Here is a 19,703-nt window from a genome sequence, read left to right on the forward strand (position 1 = left end):
CCATTTTAACTTTCTTCTTGAAAACCATATTCGATGGTGCTTGTTGTTTTATTTTACCATTACATGAAGCACAGCAAAATCTATTTTCAAGTTTTGGTCTTCGCCGGCATCCTTGCAAATTTTACTTGCACGGTTGATCCCCAAAAATCAAAACAAGCTCAGGAAGGAAAAACCGGACAGAACAGGGCTATACAAGTCCAGGTTCAAACGATTCAAACGACTGCATACCATCATCAAATCTCTACGATTGGCAGTCTCATTGCCCTGGATCAGACGATGTTAAGTGCAGAGGCCTCCGGCAAAATTATTTTTTTAAATTTACCGGAAGGAAAGACCATAGAAAAAGGCCAACTCCTCATGAAACTAAATGATTCAGAATTGAAGGCGCAGCTGGCAAAACTGGATACACAAGAGAGCCTGGCGATTGAAAAGGAAAAAAGAAAAAAGAAATCACTGGAAATCCAGGGAATATCCAAAGATGAATATGAAATGGCTTTGAGTGAATTACAAATCATACAAGCCGAAAAGAAAATACTTCTAAGCAGAATCCAAAAGACAGAAATGCGCGCACCATTCAGGGGCATCCTCGGGCTTCGAAATGTGAGTGAAGGAGCATACATTCGGGAAGGTGAGCCAGTTATTTCATTGGTTAAAATTGATCCGATCGGCATCGAATTTAGCGTTCCGGAACACCAATCCTATCTCATAAAAAACGGACTAAAGGTGAGCTTCACCACAGACGGATTAAATGATACGATGCAAGCGATAACCTACGCTTCTGAGCCATTTATTGATGCCAATGACAGAAGCTTAAAAGTCAGAGCCCGATTTAATAATCCACAACAAAAATTAAAACCAGGAGCATTTGTAAAAGTAGAATTTTCCGGGTACGATAAAGATCAAGGGGTCTTTATCCCAAATGAAGCATTAATTCCTATACTCAAAGGATATAAGGTTTTCATACTTAAAAATGGAAAAGCAAAAGAAGTCATTGTTCAAACGGGTGAAAGAGATGAAACCAAAGTTTTGATCCGTTCTGGCCTTACCGATGGAGATAGCTTGATCACGAGCGGAATCATGCGTTTGAAAGAGGGAGTATCTGTTGAAAGTTTAGACCCACACATCCATGAGTAATTTCTCTCATGTATTTATTAGAAGGCCTGTATTGGCGATCGTAGTTAATTTATTGATCGTCATTTTTGGTGCAATCGGTTTCCACTTTCTAGGCGTACGCGAATATCCTTCCATTGATCCTCCCGTCATCAACGTTCGGACCAATTATCCGGGTGCAAATTCAGATATCATTGAATCTCAAATCACAGAACCTCTCGAACGAGCCATCAATGGTATATCCGGCATTCGGACCCTTTCATCATCAAGTGCTCAAGGCAATAGCAATATTCGCGTTGAATTCGAATTGGGTTATGATATGGATGCTGCTGCCAACGATGTCAGGGATAAAGTATCACAAGCGATGCGCGATCTGCCAAATGACATTGATGGACTACCAAGTGTTAGTAAGGCTGACGCAAGTTCTGAAGCGATCATTTCAATGACCGTTAGAAGCGACACCCGCAATCATCTGGAGATCACAGACTATGCTGAAAACGTACTTGCACAAAGATTCATTACCATCCCCGGAGTGAGCACCGTTCAAATTTGGGGACAAAAGCGTTATTGCATGCGCTTATGGATGGATCCTATTAAAATGTCCGCTTATAAAATTACACCACAGGATATTCAAAATGCATTGCAACGGGAAAATGTAGAGTTGCCATCCGGTAAACTTGCCGGAGATCAAACGGAATTAACGATCAGAACCATTGGAAAGTTGAGTACAGAAAAAGAATTCAATGAACTCATCATCAAAACAGAAAATAGTCGCGCAATAAAACTAAAAGATGTAGGAGAAGCGAGATTAGGTCCTGAAAATGAAGAATCAATACTTCGGGAAACGCTGGTTCCCATGATCGGACTTGCAATTGTTCCACAACCCGGATCAAATCATATCGACATTGCAAATGAGTTTTACAAACGAAAAGCACAACTAGAAAAGGAAATCCCCGAAGACATTAGTATGGCTATAGCATTAGACAACACGCGATTTATCAAACAATCGGTGGCCGAGGTAGGAGAAACTATTTTTATTGCAGTGGCTTTGGTGGTCTTGATCATCTTTCTATTTTTCAGAGATTGGCTAGTCGCATTCAGGCCCCTTATCGATATACCTGTTTCTTTGATCGGAGCATTTTTTATCATGTATTTAATGGATTATTCCATCAATGTTCTTACGCTATTAGCCATTGTATTGGCAACCGGATTGGTGGTGGATGATGGGATTGTCGTCACTGAAAACATTTTCAAAAAAGCAGAAAAAGGTCTATCTCCAATGCAAGCTGCATTCCAGGGTTCCACTGAAATCATTTTTGCGGTTATCGCCACCTCCATCACTTTAGCGGTCGTGTTTCTACCGGTGATTTTTATGGAAGGATTTGTGGGCAGGCTCTTCCGGGAATTTGGCATCGTGCTGGCAGGGGCTGTTTTAATCTCGGCATTTGTATCATTGACCCTTACACCTATGTTGAATGCACGAATGATTCGAAGCCACAGTAAAAAGAGTCGCTTTTATGAAATGACTGAACCCTTTTTTATAGGAATGGAATCATTTTACAAGAGAAGCCTGGCAGCTTTTTTGAATTTCAAGTGGATGGCATTAGTCCTTGTCCTAGTTTGCGTACTAACAGTCGTTTGGCTCGGAAAAAAACTTCCATCCGAACTTGCTCCTCTAGAAGACAGAAGTTGGCTTCGCTTGAATGTATCAGCACCAGAAGGCGTTTCTTATGAATATACCGATCATTTCATGAAACAACTTGCACAACTTATTCATGACTCCATTCCTGAGAAACAAGTATTACTTTCGGTAACTGCGCCGGGTTTTACCGGTTCAGGTGCCGTCAATTCAGGATTTGTAAGACTGCGATTAACACAACCCGAAGAACGAAATCGATCGCAAGATGAGATTGCTAAAAATTTAACCAAGCTTACAGCATCACTACATCAGGCCCGAACCTTTGTTGCACAAGAACAAACAATTTCAACCGGAGGCGGTGGCCCACGTGGCGGTTTACCGGTTCAGTTTGTAATTCAGGCGCCTAATTTTGAAAAATTAAAAGAAGTCATTCCTAAATTTATTGAAGAAGCTAACAAAAGTGAAATTCTTCAATCCATAGATGTCGATTTAAAATTCAACAGACCTGAATTGCTGGTTGAGATCGACAAAGAAAAAGCTGCCAGTCTAAAGGTGAGCACAGAAAAAATTGCTCAAACCATTCAGATGGCTTACAGCGGACAACGGTTTGGCTACTTTAATTTAAATGGTAAACAATACCAGGTTATCGGACAAGTGAGTCGTGAATTTCGCGACGCACCTTAAGACATCCGAAAACTTTATGTCGCCAATACTGACGGCTTGCCGATTGCACTGGAAAATGTAATTCGCTTTTCAGAAAATAGCAGTCCACCACAACTCTATCATTATAACAGATACATGTCGGCTACAGTTTCTGCGGGACTCCAATCAGCTTATACCATCAAAGATGGAATTGATGAAATGGAAACAATATCCTCAAAACTACTGGACGATAGCTTTTCAACAGATCTCACAGGTGCCTCGCGCGATTTTTCGGAAAGTTCCTCGAATGTATGGTTTGCATTTTTACTCGCATTGGTCCTTATTTACTTAGTACTTGCTGCACAATTTGAAAGTTTCAGAGACCCTGTGGTTATTATGATGACCGTTCCCCTTGCCATAACCGGTGCATTATTGTCACTTTGGGTATTCAACCAATCGCTCAATATCTTTAGTCAGATCGGTATCATCATGCTGATTGGATTAGTTACTAAAAACGGGATCCTTATCGTTGAATTTGCAAATCAACTTCAACGTAAAGGCATGGATTTGAAACAGTCAATTATGGATGCATCTGCCCTGCGATTACGTCCAATTCTCATGACCAGTCTGGCAACTGCATTAGGAGCACTTCCTATTGCGCTTGCATTGGGAGCCGGATCAGTAAGTCGAAAAGGTATGGGAATTGTTGTTGTGGGAGGCGTCATGTTTTCGCTGATCCTTACCTTATATGTTATACCTGCCATGTATTCTTATCTATCAAAGTCCAAAAAGGTATATGAAGAAATTTAATTTGATGGTGTTTGTTTACATACTAACATTTGTTAGTAGTTATGGGCAAGATACGTTAAGTTTACAAAATGCCCTTGAAATCGGACTTCAACAAAATTTCAATATCAGATTGGCAGTTGAGGATGTGCATATTTCAAGCAATAATTACACACGTGGCAATGCAGGAATGTTGCCTTCAATTGATCTCTCAGCCGGATTCACAAAATCGAGTTCAAATACAAAACAGGAGTTTGTCACAGGAAACAATGTGGATAAATCGGATGCGCGATCTAGCCAATACAATGCTGAAATTGCACTTCATTGGACTTTGTTTGATGGATTAAAAATGTTTATCAGTTTTGAAAAACTAGCCGCATTAAAAAATCAAAGCGACCAGCTCTATAAAATTCAAATAGAAGATTTTGTTTATAAACTTTCCATGCAATACCTTATCCTTGCCAAACTGCAATTAGACCTTAAATACGATCGGGAGCTATTACAACTTGCGCAAGAGCAATTTGATTGGAATCATAAGAAATTTGAAATTGAAGAATTGCCCAAAACTGATCTTCTTCAATCTGAAATTGAATTGAATCGTCAGAAAGCGAATTTAATTCTGAAACAACAGGAGCAAAGAAGTTCAAAAAGAATTTTTAATCAATTACTTGCCAGAAATCCTGAGACGAATATAGCTGTAGAAGATGAAAAAGGTCTTTCCACAAGTTCTCTTCTGATATTTGATCCTACACAGATTCTGCAAAAAAATTTAAATTTAAAACTGTTGGAATCAGAGAAAAAATAGCTGAATTTGAATTAAAGGAGCTTAAAGCTGAGTTTTACCCTAAAGTATATCTCAATACAGCCTATAGTTATAATAATACAGAAAATCAGGCTGGATTTTTATTATTCAACAAAAACCATGGTTGGAATGCGAATCTCACGGCCCAATGGAATTTATTTAATGGTCATCAATTGAGAAAAGAAATCGCCAATTCAAAAATCCAGATTTTAAAATCCAGCTTATTGTATGAAGCCCTTCAACTTGAAAATGAGACCAAAATTCGCGATGCATATAGTTCTTTTTTGATGGCCCAAGAAATATTACAATTAGAGGAACGCAACACCAAATTAGCAAGAGAACAACTGGAGCTGGTAAGCCAAAAATATCAGTCAGGCGAAGCCTTGTTTCTGGAACTCAAAGAAGCAAAGACCCAGCTGGAAGCCAGCATTCATCAAATGCTTGAATATAAATACCAAGCCAAAGTAGCAGAGTTAGAATATCTGAGAATTAGTGGGGAATTGGTTAAATAACCATAAGTTTTAAAGGGTATATTGCTTGATCTCAATTCCATCCTACTAATTATTAACAAATTAAGAACAGGCCTAATATACCCCATGCTTCCTTATCTTTGGGCAAACAACCGGATACATGTTGCAACTTAGATTTGCTACAGGCATACTCGCATTAATATATTCCTTGCAAGTCATTGCACAATGTCCTGAGATCACCAATACAACTACTGTTCCTAATTGCATCCCTGAGAGTACACGTTGTGGAGGAGACCAAATTACCATAAATGTTCAGGGGGGCGACCTCCCGCACAATGGCAAAATTGATTATTATGCTGATATAAATGCGGGGTTTGATCCTTACCTCGGACAAGGCGTTAAAATTGGAAGTGCTAACATTACGACAAGCAATCCAAAATGCAGGATTTGCCCTTCCCTATTAGGTTTTATGATTGATGCTTGTGGCACGGAAGCTCCTAATGAATTCCTGATTATGTGGAGCGGCAGTGGTTTAAATACCTCTGATTTCAATTTTGATTATGCGCCTCAAAACAACACTGGAGGTGCTGGTAATGCAGACATCGGGCCTGGTGGCTGTGGAATTGGGGCTGGTCCATCCGGTTTGGTTGGAGGCTGCAGCGCTATTTCTGTGGGTGCAAATTTCAATATTCCGGCCAACTCAATTTGGATTGTCTTTACGAGTTCGAATGCATCAACATCTTATGATTTCAGTGCAGTTTGTGGATTGAGCTGTAAAATTTATGTTTCCGCAAGTACTTGCACCAGAACCATCGGGGCTTTCTCAAATTTTGATGCAAGTCCAGGATCCCGCACACAGGTCATGACGATTACGGGCTGTGGATGTTCAACAAATGCAAGCTACGATATCCCCGGGATGCTCACCGGAAATGGTGACTTTTGGGCTGAAGGCAGCATCAGCAATAATGGCTGTGCAGTTCCATCGCTTTCTACTCCTGCGTATACCGCTGCAACAAGTGTCATCAGCCCGTTTATGTATACGATACCACAAAGCTGGTGCGAGAAAGACTATGAAATAGTAGGCATTCCCAATCCGGCACCCGATCCCGATTGTTGCATGAATATTTATACAGAACGGATATTGATTCGGGTTAAATGTCCAATTGCAAATACCAGCATTATAGAAGCATGTGAGACCAACAGCGGACAGGCCGTATTTACATTGGAAGATGCAGACGCAGACGTCCTTGGAAGCAGCAACGGCACTGTCGAGTATTTCCGGGATATGGCAGGAACCCAGCGCATTTTTTCTCCATATACATCTGGTAATGCGACTATTTATGCACGTATTTCAGATGGCAATTGTAAATCCAATATTGTTGCCATCCAGTTAAAAGTTAATTTGCTACCTGTTGCCAAAGCAACATCCGATAAACAATGCGATGATGGTAGTGGCTTTGCAAGTTTTGATCTCAGCAATTTAGAAAACACTATTAAAAATGGAAATAATGGAGCGAGCGTCAAATTTTTTGAGGACATCAACAAAACGAACGAAATCAATTCTCCTTACAATACAAATTCAACTATTATCTATGCTTGTATCCACGATGGCAAATGCGAATCCAAACCTGTAGCCATTCAATTAACGGTTTTGCCAAAACCTGTTGCAACAACCGTCAGTGCCAGTGCCTGCCCCGGAGCTAATGGACTGGCTGTATTCCTGTTGATCGATCTCATTCCTAAAATTACCAACAATCCTTCCGGGTATGCGGTAAATTTTTATGAAGAAGATCTACTCCTTAAAAAAATAAATCCACCTTATACGACTGCAGGAGACACCATTTATGCTACGGTGTCGGATGGAACTTGTGTTTCAGATCCTGTTGAGATCATCTTAAAAGTAACAGATTTGAATTCCGTTTTACTATTATCCGACAGAGCTTGTGATGATGGTTCAGGAACTGCAATTTTTAATCTTTTTGGAGCAACGAGATATTTACAACAAGGAGACACAAGCATCAAAGTGAGTTGGTATCGGGATAGTTTGAAAGTGGATACTTTAATATCCCCTGTAAATATTTCAGGAATTGATACTATTTATGCCTTCCTGCGCAAGGACAGTTGTGTTTCGAAATACATTCCTGTCATTTTAGAATCTGTGAACCGCCCGGTTGCGCAAAGCTGCACATTTGAATTTTGTTCAGATAGTTTAGGTCTGGTAAATTTTCCTTTGAGCACTTTGGAAGATTGCATCAGAGGGGCCCAGCATTCCGGAAAACAAATATTGTTTGCAAGAGACAGCCTCATGACAAACGTCATAAATGGAACTTATACAGGTACTGGTGATACTTTATATGCGGTGATTTTGGATTCGCCATGTAATTCAAATCCAACAAAACTAGTTATTGATATTTTAGCTTCCCCGTATTTTACCAAACCTAATGATACTGTTGTATGCGAAACTTATATTCTTCCAATTTTAAAAGGAAGTAAACTCAGCCCTAATGCAGCTTATTATAATGCATTTGGAAGCCGACTACAAGCAGGTGATAGTTTGTTGATCAGCCAATGGATTTTTCTTACAGACACACTAGCTCATTGCACTGATTTAGATAGTTTCCGGGTAGATATTATTCATAAACCAAATGCCGGAATAGATTGGAGTATTTCTATTTGTGAAGGAAATGTGTTTAATCTAAATTCAGCCTTATCCGGCCATGATGCCGGCGGGTATTTTGAAGATCTGGATTTCTCCGGAAGTTTGCAGGATAGTTTGTTTGACAGCAACGGACACAACGGCAAAACCTTTAGGTTTGCCTATATTCACAATGGAAATTCTTATTGCGACAGCGATAGTTCGATCATCACTATTCAGGTCGTTAAACAATTAAATGCCGGCAATAATGCAAGCGTTAGCATCTGTGAAGATGAACAAATTCAACTTCAAAATTTATTGATCAATGCTGATTTCGGCGGACTCTTTATAGATCCACAATTAACCGGAGCACTTAGTCAAAATCAGTGGGATTCAAAAATTTCAGGGCTCGGTTCCTTTACCATCATTTACCAGGTTGGCGATGGCATTACTTGTCCGGTAGACACATCTGCCCTGCGCATCGATGTGTATCCCAAAATTGAAATTGATCAACCGGTTGATATTAGAAAATGTGGCTATTTTGTCCTGCCTCCGATCACTGGAAAAAACACAAATGGCAGAACTGCATATTACGCCTTGCCGGGCGGACTAGGAAAAAATTATCAGACAGGTGATACTATTTTCTCAACATCAACTCTTTATATTTTCGGATCTGAAACAGGTTATTGTACGGATGAGGATAGTTTTAAGATAGAATTGTTGCAAGAGATCAACTCTAATTATTCCCTTTCCAATGTTTGTCCGGATTATACACTTCAGATTGGAACAGAGCTTTTTGATAAACAACGGCCTTCCGGAATTGCTACTTTAAAAAATGCTTCCGCATCAGGTTGTGACAGCATAGTCCATGTCGATTTAAGTTTTTTACCCGTATCAGAATCCAATTTATCAAAAACCTATTGTGCGAGCAAAAATTTGATGATTGGAAATGTGATCTTCGACATCAACAATCCAAATGGCACTGTAAACTTAAAGAACCAAAGTAGCTACGGATGTGATAGCTTTATTCATGTAAGCCTTAGCTTTATACCACTTCAAATAGACAGCTCACAAGCCAGCATTTGCAAAGGCGACCGCATTCAAATTGGAAAACAATTTTATGATGAAAACAAGCTGACCGGCATAGATACATTTGCTGCTAGCAACCCCGACTTGTGCGACAGTATTGTATTTGTAAATATAGTACTCTTGCAAAATGGAGTATTCAATTATTCCAATATTATCTGCGAGAACGACAGCGTTCTGATCGGAAATGTTTATTTCAGTAAGATACGTCCGGGATTGCAGGATACAATTCCATCCGGAGCTGCCAATCTTTGCGACAGTATCGTGAATATTCAACTCACTTTTTATCCGGTCAATAGACAAATCCTGAACGACACCCTTTGTGAAAATGAGTTTTTGCTCATTAATAGTAAACGTTACGACAATAACAATCCATCTGGTATTGAAATTTTCTCAAAAGCCTCGCAATTTGGCTGCGATAGTCTCCTGGAAATCCAATTAAGTTTTTTAAATGCAGTACGGTCACAATACACTCCTATGGTATGTGAAAATGATAGCCTCTTCATTCATGGAAAATATTATTTTAAAAACAAGTCTCAGGGACTAGATACTTTATTTGCCCAAGCCACGGGTGGTTGCGATAGTATTGTTACCATAAACTTACAGTTACTCCCTTTACGACAGCAGTTAGTCGATACCAGTATCTGTGAAAATGAAAGTATAATTATCAATGGAAACCGTTATGACAAAAATAACAGCAGCGGTATTGAGATTTTGTCAGGAGCTTCTGTTCATGGTTGTGATAGTTTGCTACAAGTCAATGTGACACTCCTACCCTTAAGCAGAAACATGATCAGGGATACTTTATGCCAGGAGGAAGAAATTCTCATTCATGGGGTTCGATATAATAAAAACAATCCAAGCGGAAGTAGCATCGTAACGTCTTCCTTTGGATGTGATTCCATAATAGATGTTGATTTACAATTTAGTCAACTGATGGTACAATACCCGGTTGAAGTTGCTATATCTCAAGGCGCTTCCCACAATCTTCAACTCGTTCCTAATTTTAATCCCAGCACCATCAACTGGAGCCCAACTGCAGGTTTAAGTTGTGTTGATTGTTTGAATCCCGTCATAACACCGAACTCAGATCAGGATTATACCGTAACATTGACAGATGAAAATGGGTGTATCATCACCATACACATCCGCGTAAGGTTGTTTGCTGACGATCAAGTTTTTGTTCCCAATGCCTTTTCCCCAAATGGAGACAACATCAACGATGTATTTCGAATCATCAGCGAAAACAAACTAACAAACGTTCGTTCGTTTTTTATATTTGATCGTTGGGGTAATCAGATATACTCTGAAGGAAATAAAAGTATTGGAGACTTAAAGGGCTGGGATGGAAATTCGCTGAACGGAGATAAAATGAATCCCGGTGTTTACATATTTGCCATTGAACTTGAGTTTCCCGGAAATCAAATCCGTAAATTATATGGTGATATAAGTTTAATTCGTTGACAACTTGAGCTTAGCGGATCAATGTGACATCTCCGCTTAACTGATGGAAAATTCCGGCTTTGTCGTGAAACTGAAATAAGTAAACATAAACCCCAGGCAAAGATTTCTGTCCTTTAAACTCACCATTCCATCCGTCATTAAGGCGGTGCGGGGATATGTTTTTACCTTCAAATTGCAGGTTGCCCCACCGGTCAAATATTTTTAAGACATCGATCATTTCAACAGATCTATCAGAAAATAAATTAAAAAAATCATTAATTTGATCTCCATTAGGAGAAAAGGCATTGGGCACAAAATATTTTTGCTCAACAGAAATAAAAACAGAGGCAATATATTCACAGCCAAAGCCATCGATAATTTTAACAGTAAAAAGACCACCCTTAGCTCCAGGAATAACATAGCTTGAAAGACAATTCGTACACCGAATGATACCGGGACCTGACCATTCAACGCTGACAATAGAATCAAGGGCTAGTACTTGCGCCATAAGAAATACAGAATCTCCTAAAATGATGTGAATGCTATCCGGGGCAAGATCAACAGCACCCAGCACCGGATCCAGAATTGTGAAAGTCTCAAATTCTTTGCAGCCATTGGCATCTGTGATCTCCAGTGTATGTGTGCCCGTTGCTATATCTTCCACTCCATTCTGAAAAGAATATTCTGAACCATTGATTTTAAATACATATGGCCCAACACCACCTTCAATTCGGTTTAAAAATATTTTTCCGGTTGATATCGATTTGCAATTTGCATTTTTGGTTTGAATCTCATAGTTAATGGGGTCAGGTTCTGCAATTGTGAAAGTATCGAATATCCGACAACCAAATCTATCGGTTACCGTCAACTGATAACTGCCTTTAGCTAATTGTTGACGTAAACTCTGTGATGAACCATCCTCCCACAAATAGCTATAAGGCTGAGTTGAACCTGTAAGCCCTGTAGTGATAGAACCATTGTTTTCACGATGGCACAAAATATTTTTCACGGTACTATTCAATACCGGTTTCTGCGTTTTTGATATTTGAATATTTACAATACTGTCGCAATCAATTGCAGAGATATGAAATTGTTGAAATCTCCCTGAATCAGGATAATGAATAGCTCCCAATACAATTGTTTGATCATAACAAATAAGGGTATCGATATTTTTAACTGCTTTTGGTTTGGAATAATAGTTCAATGTAATCAAACTATCGCAACCATTTTGACTCAACAATGGGATCTGGTATATTCCGGACTGAAAAATGTTTAAATTAGCAAGTTTCAAAGTATCACCTGCACACTGACTGGTATCCAAACGTAAGTTAAATTTCGGATGAAAGCTCAATCGTAGATTAAGAATACTATCGCAACCTTTTACAGTATTTAATTGGATCTGGTAATTCCCGGCAGTATCAAAAGTGTATCCAAGTAATTGAAGCGATTGGCCTTCGCAAATAAAAGTATCCATTTGGGTACTTGCATTTTGCGCTACTTTTAATTGGATGCTGTGAATAGAGTCGCAACCCTCTGCAGAGATGTGATGCTGGGTATAAATTCCGGTAGAAGAAAAGGTATCGATTCCGGCAATCAGGACTCTGCCTTCACAAATAAAAGTATCCCATACAGTGTTTTTTATTTTTGCAACAGTTAGATTGAGTTGGGTGAGACTATCGCAACCATTCATATCTTTCTCGTACCAGTTATAGATACCCGTTTTGTCATAAGTTATTCCATTGTATTGTATTGATTGACCTTCGCACAACATCGATGATAAAAATCGGTCGTCAGGAGTATTTACTTGGAGTTTCAGATCAATAATACTATCACAACCAATGCTATTTTGCAACAATAGCTGATAATCGCCCGTGTTTTTAAATGTTTGCCCGGCCAAGGATAGTGAATCACCGGAGCAGATGTTGGTATCCAATGCATAATAACTGGTATCCAAATGATATTGATAGGAGTTACTCAATTCACAATCGGAACCATCTATAGCTTTAAGCACATAACTTCCTTCTTGCCCGCGGGGAATGATAAAATTTGGTAACGTAGCGGAAGCAATCGCGACACCATCTTTATACCATTGATATTTAATCCGCGTGACCCTGGAAGCCGGTGAATTCAAACTGACTGAATCTTTACATGGATCCCCGGAAATGCTCAGTAATAAGGAATCGAATTTAACGGTTTCCTCCAAAATGAGTTCATCGATAAAAAAATAGTAATAACCATCAGCCCGTTGGCATTGGGGGCCAATCGCCATTGCCGCTATATTTGAGGTCGGCGTTATTTTTAAATTCACCTTTACCCATTTATTAGTGCCTGAAGCGGTGACGCTTGCTACTTGAGACCAATTCGCATAATTAGAAGGACATAACCAGGAATTGTTGTTGCCAAAAGGTAAACTGCTGCATTGACCTGTTCCAAATATTCCTAAAGTCGTTATTGCCCGAGGACCATATGCATTGCCACGTTGACCGAATCCTATCCAGAAACTCAGTGTGTATTCCCTGCCGGCGATCATCGGACTATTTAAACAAGCTCCGACATATTCCTTATAGGTAGCATTGCGGGCAGGATGATTATACAAATCCAAAAAACCTACATATCCATTACCGGCAGGTAGTGGCAGTGGTGGGCTGCCGCGCATAGGATCTTGCCGAAAGCCACAAGTATGAAAATAATCAGAGGTGGCTGCAGAAGCCTGAATCCAACCTTTTGAACAATTTAACTGGGCCAAGCCTGTTGGACAGCAATTAAATTCTTCGAAGGATGGATTTGGAATCAAGGAGGAAGGAACAAATAATGTATCTTTTATCCCATTGCATTTGCAGTTGGGGTCATTTAAATCTGCGAGCCCATTACCATCATCATCAACTCCATTATTACAATCTTCAACTGTAGGTTGTGCAACGAGGTTAAGACATAGCAATGAAATAAGAAAAACGCCTATTAACCGATTTGTCAAAATTTAAATACTCAATTGTGATTTACAAATTTATACAAATAATCTCACTCGTCAAAAATTAACATTTGGCAATGATCAGCTCTATCGTTGATTACAAAGCTGAAATTCAATATTTTATAATTAAAATGAGAATCATTCAGCAATTGATTCAGGAGTCCTTCTTAAAATTCAAATTCCGAAGGCAAAGCCAGATGGCGCCCAAATTGAGTAAAAACGCTTATAATTTGCCATCAAAAAAAAAGTTTACAAATATTTAGATAGCCAATGAATACATTTACCAGCCCAAATTCTATATTTGATCGATATCAAATGGAAAATAAAAACACCCTATTTGCAGAACTCATTTTACCCTTATATGTGGAAGGCACTTTCACCTATGTTGTTCCCTCTGAGTTATACGGTTCCATTCAAATCGGACAAAGGGTGGAAGTTGAATTTGGAAAACGCAAACATTATTCGGCCATTGTAAAAAATTTAACGAAAGAAACACATTGGTCAAAGCCTAAGCCTATTCTAGCCATTATTGATGAACATCCACTTTTAACTGCCAAACAACTCAAATTTTGGGATTGGCTCAACGAATACTATTTATGCAGTTATGGTGAGATCATGAGTGCTGCAATTCCCTCCGTATTTCGGCCAGGAAGTGAGACCATCATCGTGTCGATATTAGAAGAAGGTAAATATCCCACGGATGCAAGCGAAGATGAATATCTGATATTAGAAGCCCTAGAACTTAGAAAAGAATTAAGTATTCAGGAAGTCCAAAATATACTCCAACAAAAAACAGTCTTAAAAACTTTGCATATCATGTTGGAAAAAAGATGGATACAACTTTACGAAAAACTAGAAGATGCAGCTGAAGCCATAAAGATTTCCTGGATAAGACTGCATCCGTTACTCCAACAGCAACAAGACTTATTGCACAAAGCACTCGACCAAATTCAAAGATCTGAAAGACAATCGAGGTCCATTGTAACTTATTTACAACAACGCAAGGATTTTGGCTGGATCCGGCGAACAGAACTGCAAAAAATGAGCAAAACTCCAGCGGATGTAAGTCAAGCACTTTTACAAAAAGAAATTTATGAAGAAATAATACTAGATAAATTCAAGTATCCCGAGACCGACGCTCCCTCCAAACAAATATTATTGAGCCCAGAGCAGCAAAATGTTTTTGAGGAAATCATGGCCCAAATGACTGACCAAAAACCCATTTTATTACATGGAATAACAGGTAGTGGGAAAACTTTAATTTTTCTAAAAATTATTCAAGAAATTCTAAATAAGGGTAAGCAGATATTGTATCTCGTTCCAGAAATTGCCTTGACATCACAATTGGTTGGTCGCCTAAAACAACATTTGGGAAATCGTCTGCTTGAGTATCACTCAGACCTTACACCCAAATCTAAAATTTCAGTCTGGAACGCAGCACATGATTCCAATTCTGTTTTTATTGGGGCGAGATCGTCCATATTTTTACCATTTACAAATTTAGGGCTCATCATTGTAGATGAAGAACATGATGGATCATATAAACAAAACGACCCGGCACCACGCTACCAGGCCAGAGATTGCGCAGTTATACTAAGTAAATATTTTCAATGCAACATTATCCTAGGAAGCGCGACTCCCTCACTTGAATCATATTATAATGCCAAAGAAGGAAAATACCATTATGTTAAATTGTTTCAGCGGTTTGGGGATAGTAAGCTCCCGGATATCCAAACGGTGTCTATGCAAGAAGCACAACTCTTTGGCAAAATTCAAGGACATTTTTCGAATCGCTTGATCGATGAAATGCAATCGCAATTTGATTTGGGAAAGCAAGTAATTATATTTAGAAACCGAAGAGGTTACAGTCCACTTTTACAATGCAGTAATTGCCATTGGGAGGCGGTATGCAATCATTGCGACATCAGGCTTACCGTGCACAAACAATTGAATAAATTAAAATGTCATATCTGCGGCCAAGCCAAACCTGTGCCTGAAAGATGTCCGGATTGCGGACAATTTACCTTAAGGCAATTAGGATTTGGTACGGAACAAATAGAAGAATCATTAAAAGAGATATTTCCAAATAAACGATTACAAAGGCTCGATCTTGATATTGCCCGCAGCCGAAAAATGCAGCAAAAGATCATCGAATCATTTCAAGACCAAGAAACCGATATATTGGTAGGTACCCAAATGGTAACAAAAGGTTTGGATTTTGAGCATGTTGGATTGGTTGGAGTATTGCAGGCTGATCAAATTTTGTTTCATCCTGATTTCAGGGCCCAGGAAAGAGCTTTTCAACTATTGACACAGGTTAGTGGCAGAGCCGGCAGAAGAACTGATAAAGGAACTGTCATCGTTCAAGGCTATCATATTGACCATCCCGTATTGCAATATGTCATGTTACACGATCAGGAATCATTTTACCACAAAGAATTGGCGGAGCGGCAAAAATTTAATTATCCACCTTTCGTAAGGTTGGCAAGATTACAGCTGCTACATGCCAAACCTCAAATTGTGGAAGAAGCCGCACAGACTTTATGTAAAGAATTAAAGAAACTATTGGGAAAAAGGATATTAGGGCCTTCAGAGCCTCATTTATCTAAAATAAAAGGCGCTTTTGTACGCGAAATTTTAATCAAAATTGAAAGAGATAGTCTGCAACTCTTTAAAATAAAATCGGAAGTACAAGCCACTATTCAGAAGTTAAAGTCCTTAAAATCATATTCCACTTTAAGAATACATATAGATGTAGATCCATAAAAAAAGGCTGTCAATTGACAGCCTTTTATCTTTTAAAAATCCCTGTACTTAAGCATTGGGGATTGTAAGTTCTTGTCCAGGATGGATAACATCGGGATCCTTTAGAATATTTGTATTAGCATTAAATATTTTCATATAGTCACCGGCATTTTTATAATAATGCTTGGCAATTTTACTCAAACTCTCCCCTGATTTTACAGTATGTTTGGCATAGAAGTCAGTATAAGCAACATCAATATCGGCAATAATATCGCTTGGGCTGTCGCCTCCAACTTCTTTGATCTTATCCCAAATTTGGTCTTTTTCATATTGTGTTTGAGCAGTTCCCCGCATTTTGAGAACACCATCAACTTCTTGCACGTCACCATGCTGGATATTCAGATCCGTACCTAAGTCCAGTACTGAACGATATTTGTCTTGTAAGCTCATAAAATAGAATTTATTGTGATTAATAATAGTAACAAAACTACAGCATTTCCTGGAAAGGAATGTGAAGAGTTTCTTAAACTTTTCATCTGCCAACTGTTTATTTTGATTTTGGATCTAATTTACGAAGCTCCCTAATTATCCACCTGATCTATTAAATAAATGCAAAAAATTGTACTCTCAATAAACCATTGTTATTTGTAGCTAAACAAATCCATGTTAACTATCTATAAATTGGTTTATGATAAGTTATTAAAGGATTTTAATAAACCAATTTCCATAAATGTCTGAATTAAAGCTTTATTGGAAGAATAAATTTCTCTATATACATTTTGCAAACTTGACGAATCAATTTCAGTAATCTCACTCATATGTAAGGAATTCAAAATACCATCTACAGTTTGATCATATTGCTTGATATTTTCATTTGTCAAATAAGTGATGAGCTTTTCATCGATAATAGGGTTATTCTTTAAAAATGAACCGAATTGCTTGTAAAAGTTTAGTTCCATTTTTTTATTTGCTGGTAATTCAGATAAATTACATCATTTGCCGAAACTTCAAATTCCAAAAGGTTATGGCGAATATCTTTCATGTTTTTAATCGACTTAAGAATCAATCTTGCAATTTGAATGAGTTTAGCCAGTTTAAGAATTTCCGCTTCATGAAGATGCTCATGTTGGATCCCGGAAAGATATTCTTGTATTTCGCCATGCATAAATTTTAACTTCAAGTATTGTTCTTCAAAATGAATTTGATCACCAGATGCCAATTGCTTAATGTTTTCCACGATTCCATTTTGCTGAACATTTGTTAGTCCAAGAATATTCTTGTTTAAATCAAGAGTCAGTTGGAGAAAATGAAAGATTTCTTTTTCTGCCAAATCCATTGCGTCACCTGGTAAAACGGGATAGTCTTTTGCTATATATTTTGTGATACTTAATTGGGTATCTTCTTTGATCCGTCGTTCGAGAAATTTTGCAAAGACAGACAGCATGGGATAAAAGACTAAGAGTGAACATAAATTGATACCTGTTTGAAAAACGACCAATTGTGTGAGCGAATCCCGAATCCATAAGTTATTGCTAATAAACTCAAGAAATGGGCGGAGGATTGCCGCAGCCATCACGATCGTAAATATATTTAATAAAAAATTTCCCCAAGCAAGACGCCGTTTATCAACAATTCCACTTTTGGATGCCAGAAGAAACTTTAGAGAAGTCCCCAATTCCGAACCAATTACCAGAGCTGCTGCATTTTCAATTGGAATGAGATGATTGTAAAGTGCACTTAAACTCAATGCCATTGTTAAAGAACTGGATTGCACGATACCGGTTAATATAAATCCCAGCGGAATAAAAAGTAGATAATGAAGATTTACAAAAAAAGGAAAATAAAGTTCCAAAGAATTTCCGACTGAGGTTTTCAACCATTCCAAGCCGATAAATAAGAATGCAAAACCGAGTAAAAATGAAGTGATGTATGCAAGATTCGTATTTCTCTTAAAAAATAATAAGCCCAACAAACTGATACCAAGTAAAGGAAAAGAAAGGACTGTAAAGTTTATTTTAAAACCAATCATTGCGATAAGCCAACTACTCAACGTTGTTCCAAGATTACTGCCCAATGCTGCAGCAAGGGCCGCTTTTAGAGGGATTAATCCAGCACCTACGAATGACAGCACCATCAGAATCACAACAGAACTACTTTGTAGTAAAGCTGTGATGGCAGTGCTGGCAAGCATCATTTTGAATTTGCTTTGCGATTGCTTTTGCAAAAATTTTTTAAAAGACCTGCCCGCAATATTTTTTAAAGAATCCTCTATGAGGGACATAGCGTATAAGAAGACGGCAACGCCGGCAATGAACTGCCAAAAATCAAATCCATTCATAGTAATAGTAAAACCATATTGTAGAGCAGCAATTTATTTCATTTTTAGAAATCAATCCTGAAAAAAGGAGACAGATTCCCATTTCTATATAAAAGTAGATGGTTTTAAGAGAAAACATCAACAAATGTACGCATGTATGAAACTGAATACAAGTTTAAAATACTGATAATCAATTATATAAATATTAAACATTTTTTTTGAACCTATTGCTAAGTATCAATCTATTCATTACTTTTGTGCCCTGATATATTGAGATTTTTAATCAAATGTTTTGATTAGGTATACCAAAAAGTACGGTTTTAACGATTAAACTAAGAATTGAATCTATAAATTATGCAATTACTTACCTTGATTTGGGCTGAAAAAGCAACAGAAGCTGCCGCAGATGCAGTTACGAGAACCAGCATTGTAGACATTATATTATCCAGTGGACCTATTGGCGTGGGCATCATAGGCATACAATTGGTGCTATCATTTGTAGCATTATATATTTTTATTGAACGCTTTTTAAGTTTTAAGGCGCTTGCTAAAGAAGATGAACGCGTAATGCAAAATCTGAGAGCCAATATTGGAAGTGGAAACATTCAGGTTATTCAAAGTATTTGTGCAGGCAGTGATACGCCTCTTGCCCGAATGGTTGAAAAAGGATTATCAAGATTGGGAAGGCCAATGCCCGAAATAGAAAACGCGATTGAAAACGTGGGTCGCGTCGAAACTTTCCGTTTGGAGAAAAAAGTAACATATCTTTCTTTGATTGCCCGGATCGCCCCAATGTTTGGTTTTCTAGGAACGATCATGGGAGTTATCAAGATCTTCTACGATATTTCACTTTCTGATAATTTATCAGTTGGTGTCATCTCAGGTGGATTGTACCAAAAAATGTTGACCTCTGCCGGAGGTTTGTTAGTGGGTATTATTGCGTTTCTGGGATATTATTTTTTGACCATGATGTTGGATGAACTCGTCAATAAATTAGAAAGAAGAAGTATTGAATTTATGGATATTCTTCATACTCCTGTTAAGTAAACCTTTTAATTAT

The 19,703-nt window shown here is 38.2% G+C and carries 10 protein-coding genes and 1 pseudogene; 7 read left to right on the forward strand and 4 right to left on the reverse strand.

Annotated elements, in window-relative coordinates:
- Window positions 1-63 precede the first annotated feature (63 nt).
- The 5 genes and pseudogenes from IPM92_07720 to IPM92_07740 all read left to right on the forward strand — a co-directional run bounded on the left by IPM92_07720 (window position 64) and on the right by IPM92_07740 (window position 10,634).
- The gene (locus IPM92_07720; GenBank protein ID MBK9108255.1) at window positions 64-1,134 is read left to right on the forward strand and encodes an efflux RND transporter periplasmic adaptor subunit; all 1,071 of its coding nucleotides are present in this window, start codon (window positions 64-66) and stop codon (window positions 1,132-1,134) included.
- A pseudogene (locus tag IPM92_07725) lies at window positions 1,127-4,201 on the forward strand (efflux RND transporter permease subunit). Before IPM92_07720 ends, IPM92_07725 begins: the two are co-directional and overlap by 8 nt.
- Window positions 4,188-4,982, forward strand: coding sequence for a TolC family protein (locus IPM92_07730; protein ID MBK9108256.1), 795 nt, complete (start codon window positions 4,188-4,190; stop codon window positions 4,980-4,982). Before IPM92_07725 ends, IPM92_07730 begins: the two are co-directional and overlap by 14 nt.
- Window positions 4,967-5,491 (forward strand): TolC family protein, encoded by a 525-nt coding sequence (locus IPM92_07735; GenBank protein MBK9108257.1) that lies wholly within the window; start codon window positions 4,967-4,969, stop codon window positions 5,489-5,491. Before IPM92_07730 ends, IPM92_07735 begins: the two co-directional genes overlap by 16 nt.
- A gap of 118 nt (window positions 5,492-5,609) precedes the next feature.
- Window positions 5,610-10,634: a gliding motility-associated C-terminal domain-containing protein gene (locus IPM92_07740; GenBank protein ID MBK9108258.1), complete on the forward strand. Its 5,025-nt coding sequence runs from the start codon at window positions 5,610-5,612 to the stop codon at window positions 10,632-10,634.
- 10 nt (window positions 10,635-10,644) lie between these two features.
- Here the strand turns inward: IPM92_07740 and IPM92_07745 are convergent, their stop codons facing one another.
- A complete protein-coding gene (locus IPM92_07745; GenBank protein ID MBK9108259.1) occupies window positions 10,645-13,587 on the reverse strand; it encodes a gliding motility-associated C-terminal domain-containing protein in 2,943 nt (980 codons plus the stop codon).
- 264 nt (window positions 13,588-13,851) lie between these two features.
- Between IPM92_07745 and priA the strand changes: the two genes are divergently transcribed.
- Entirely contained in the window at window positions 13,852-16,347 is a 2,496-nt protein-coding gene (gene priA / locus IPM92_07750) for a primosomal protein N' (GenBank protein ID MBK9108260.1), read from the forward strand.
- 48 nt (window positions 16,348-16,395) lie between these two features.
- Here the strand turns inward: priA and IPM92_07755 are convergent, their stop codons facing one another.
- The 3 genes from IPM92_07755 to IPM92_07765 all read right to left on the reverse strand — a co-directional run bounded on the left by IPM92_07755 (window position 16,396) and on the right by IPM92_07765 (window position 18,664).
- Window positions 16,396-16,776: a LysM peptidoglycan-binding domain-containing protein gene (locus IPM92_07755; protein MBK9108261.1), complete on the reverse strand. Its 381-nt coding sequence runs from the start codon at window positions 16,774-16,776 to the stop codon at window positions 16,396-16,398.
- A 236-nt stretch (window positions 16,777-17,012) separates the two neighbouring features.
- Window positions 17,013-17,285 (reverse strand): hypothetical protein, encoded by a 273-nt coding sequence (locus tag IPM92_07760; GenBank protein ID MBK9108262.1) that lies wholly within the window; start codon window positions 17,283-17,285, stop codon window positions 17,013-17,015.
- On the reverse strand, window positions 17,276-18,664 hold the full coding sequence (locus tag IPM92_07765; protein ID MBK9108263.1) for a Na/Pi cotransporter family protein: 1,389 nt from the start codon (window positions 18,662-18,664) through the stop codon (window positions 17,276-17,278). Before IPM92_07765 ends, IPM92_07760 begins: the two co-directional genes overlap by 10 nt.
- A 333-nt stretch (window positions 18,665-18,997) precedes the next feature.
- Between IPM92_07765 and IPM92_07770 the strand changes: the two genes are divergently transcribed.
- On the forward strand, window positions 18,998-19,690 hold the full coding sequence (locus IPM92_07770) for a MotA/TolQ/ExbB proton channel family protein (GenBank protein MBK9108264.1): 693 nt from the start codon (window positions 18,998-19,000) through the stop codon (window positions 19,688-19,690).
- The last annotated feature ends 13 nt before the right edge of the window (window positions 19,691-19,703 follow it).

This window comes from Saprospiraceae bacterium (assembly GCA_016719615.1).
Taxonomy (GTDB): Bacteria; Bacteroidota; Bacteroidia; order Chitinophagales; family Saprospiraceae; genus Vicinibacter.

Bases quoted from the DNA above. Each gene is read 5' to 3' on its own strand.
- IPM92_07720 (MBK9108255.1), top strand. From the start codon at position 64: ATGAAGCACAGCAAAATCTATTTTCAAGTTTTGGTCTTCGCCGGCATC.
- IPM92_07765 (MBK9108263.1), bottom strand. From the start codon at position 18,664: ATGAATGGATTTGATTTTTGGCAGTTCATTGCCGGCGTTGCCGTCTTC.
- IPM92_07740 (MBK9108258.1), top strand. From the start codon at position 5,610: ATGTTGCAACTTAGATTTGCTACAGGCATACTCGCATTAATATATTCC.
- IPM92_07770 (MBK9108264.1), top strand. From the start codon at position 18,998: ATGCAATTACTTACCTTGATTTGGGCTGAAAAAGCAACAGAAGCTGCC.
- IPM92_07730 (MBK9108256.1), top strand. From the start codon at position 4,188: ATGAAGAAATTTAATTTGATGGTGTTTGTTTACATACTAACATTTGTT.
- IPM92_07755 (MBK9108261.1), bottom strand. From the start codon at position 16,776: ATGAGCTTACAAGACAAATATCGTTCAGTACTGGACTTAGGTACGGAT.
- priA (MBK9108260.1), top strand. From the start codon at position 13,852: ATGAATACATTTACCAGCCCAAATTCTATATTTGATCGATATCAAATG.
- IPM92_07760 (MBK9108262.1), bottom strand. From the start codon at position 17,285: ATGGAACTAAACTTTTACAAGCAATTCGGTTCATTTTTAAAGAATAAC.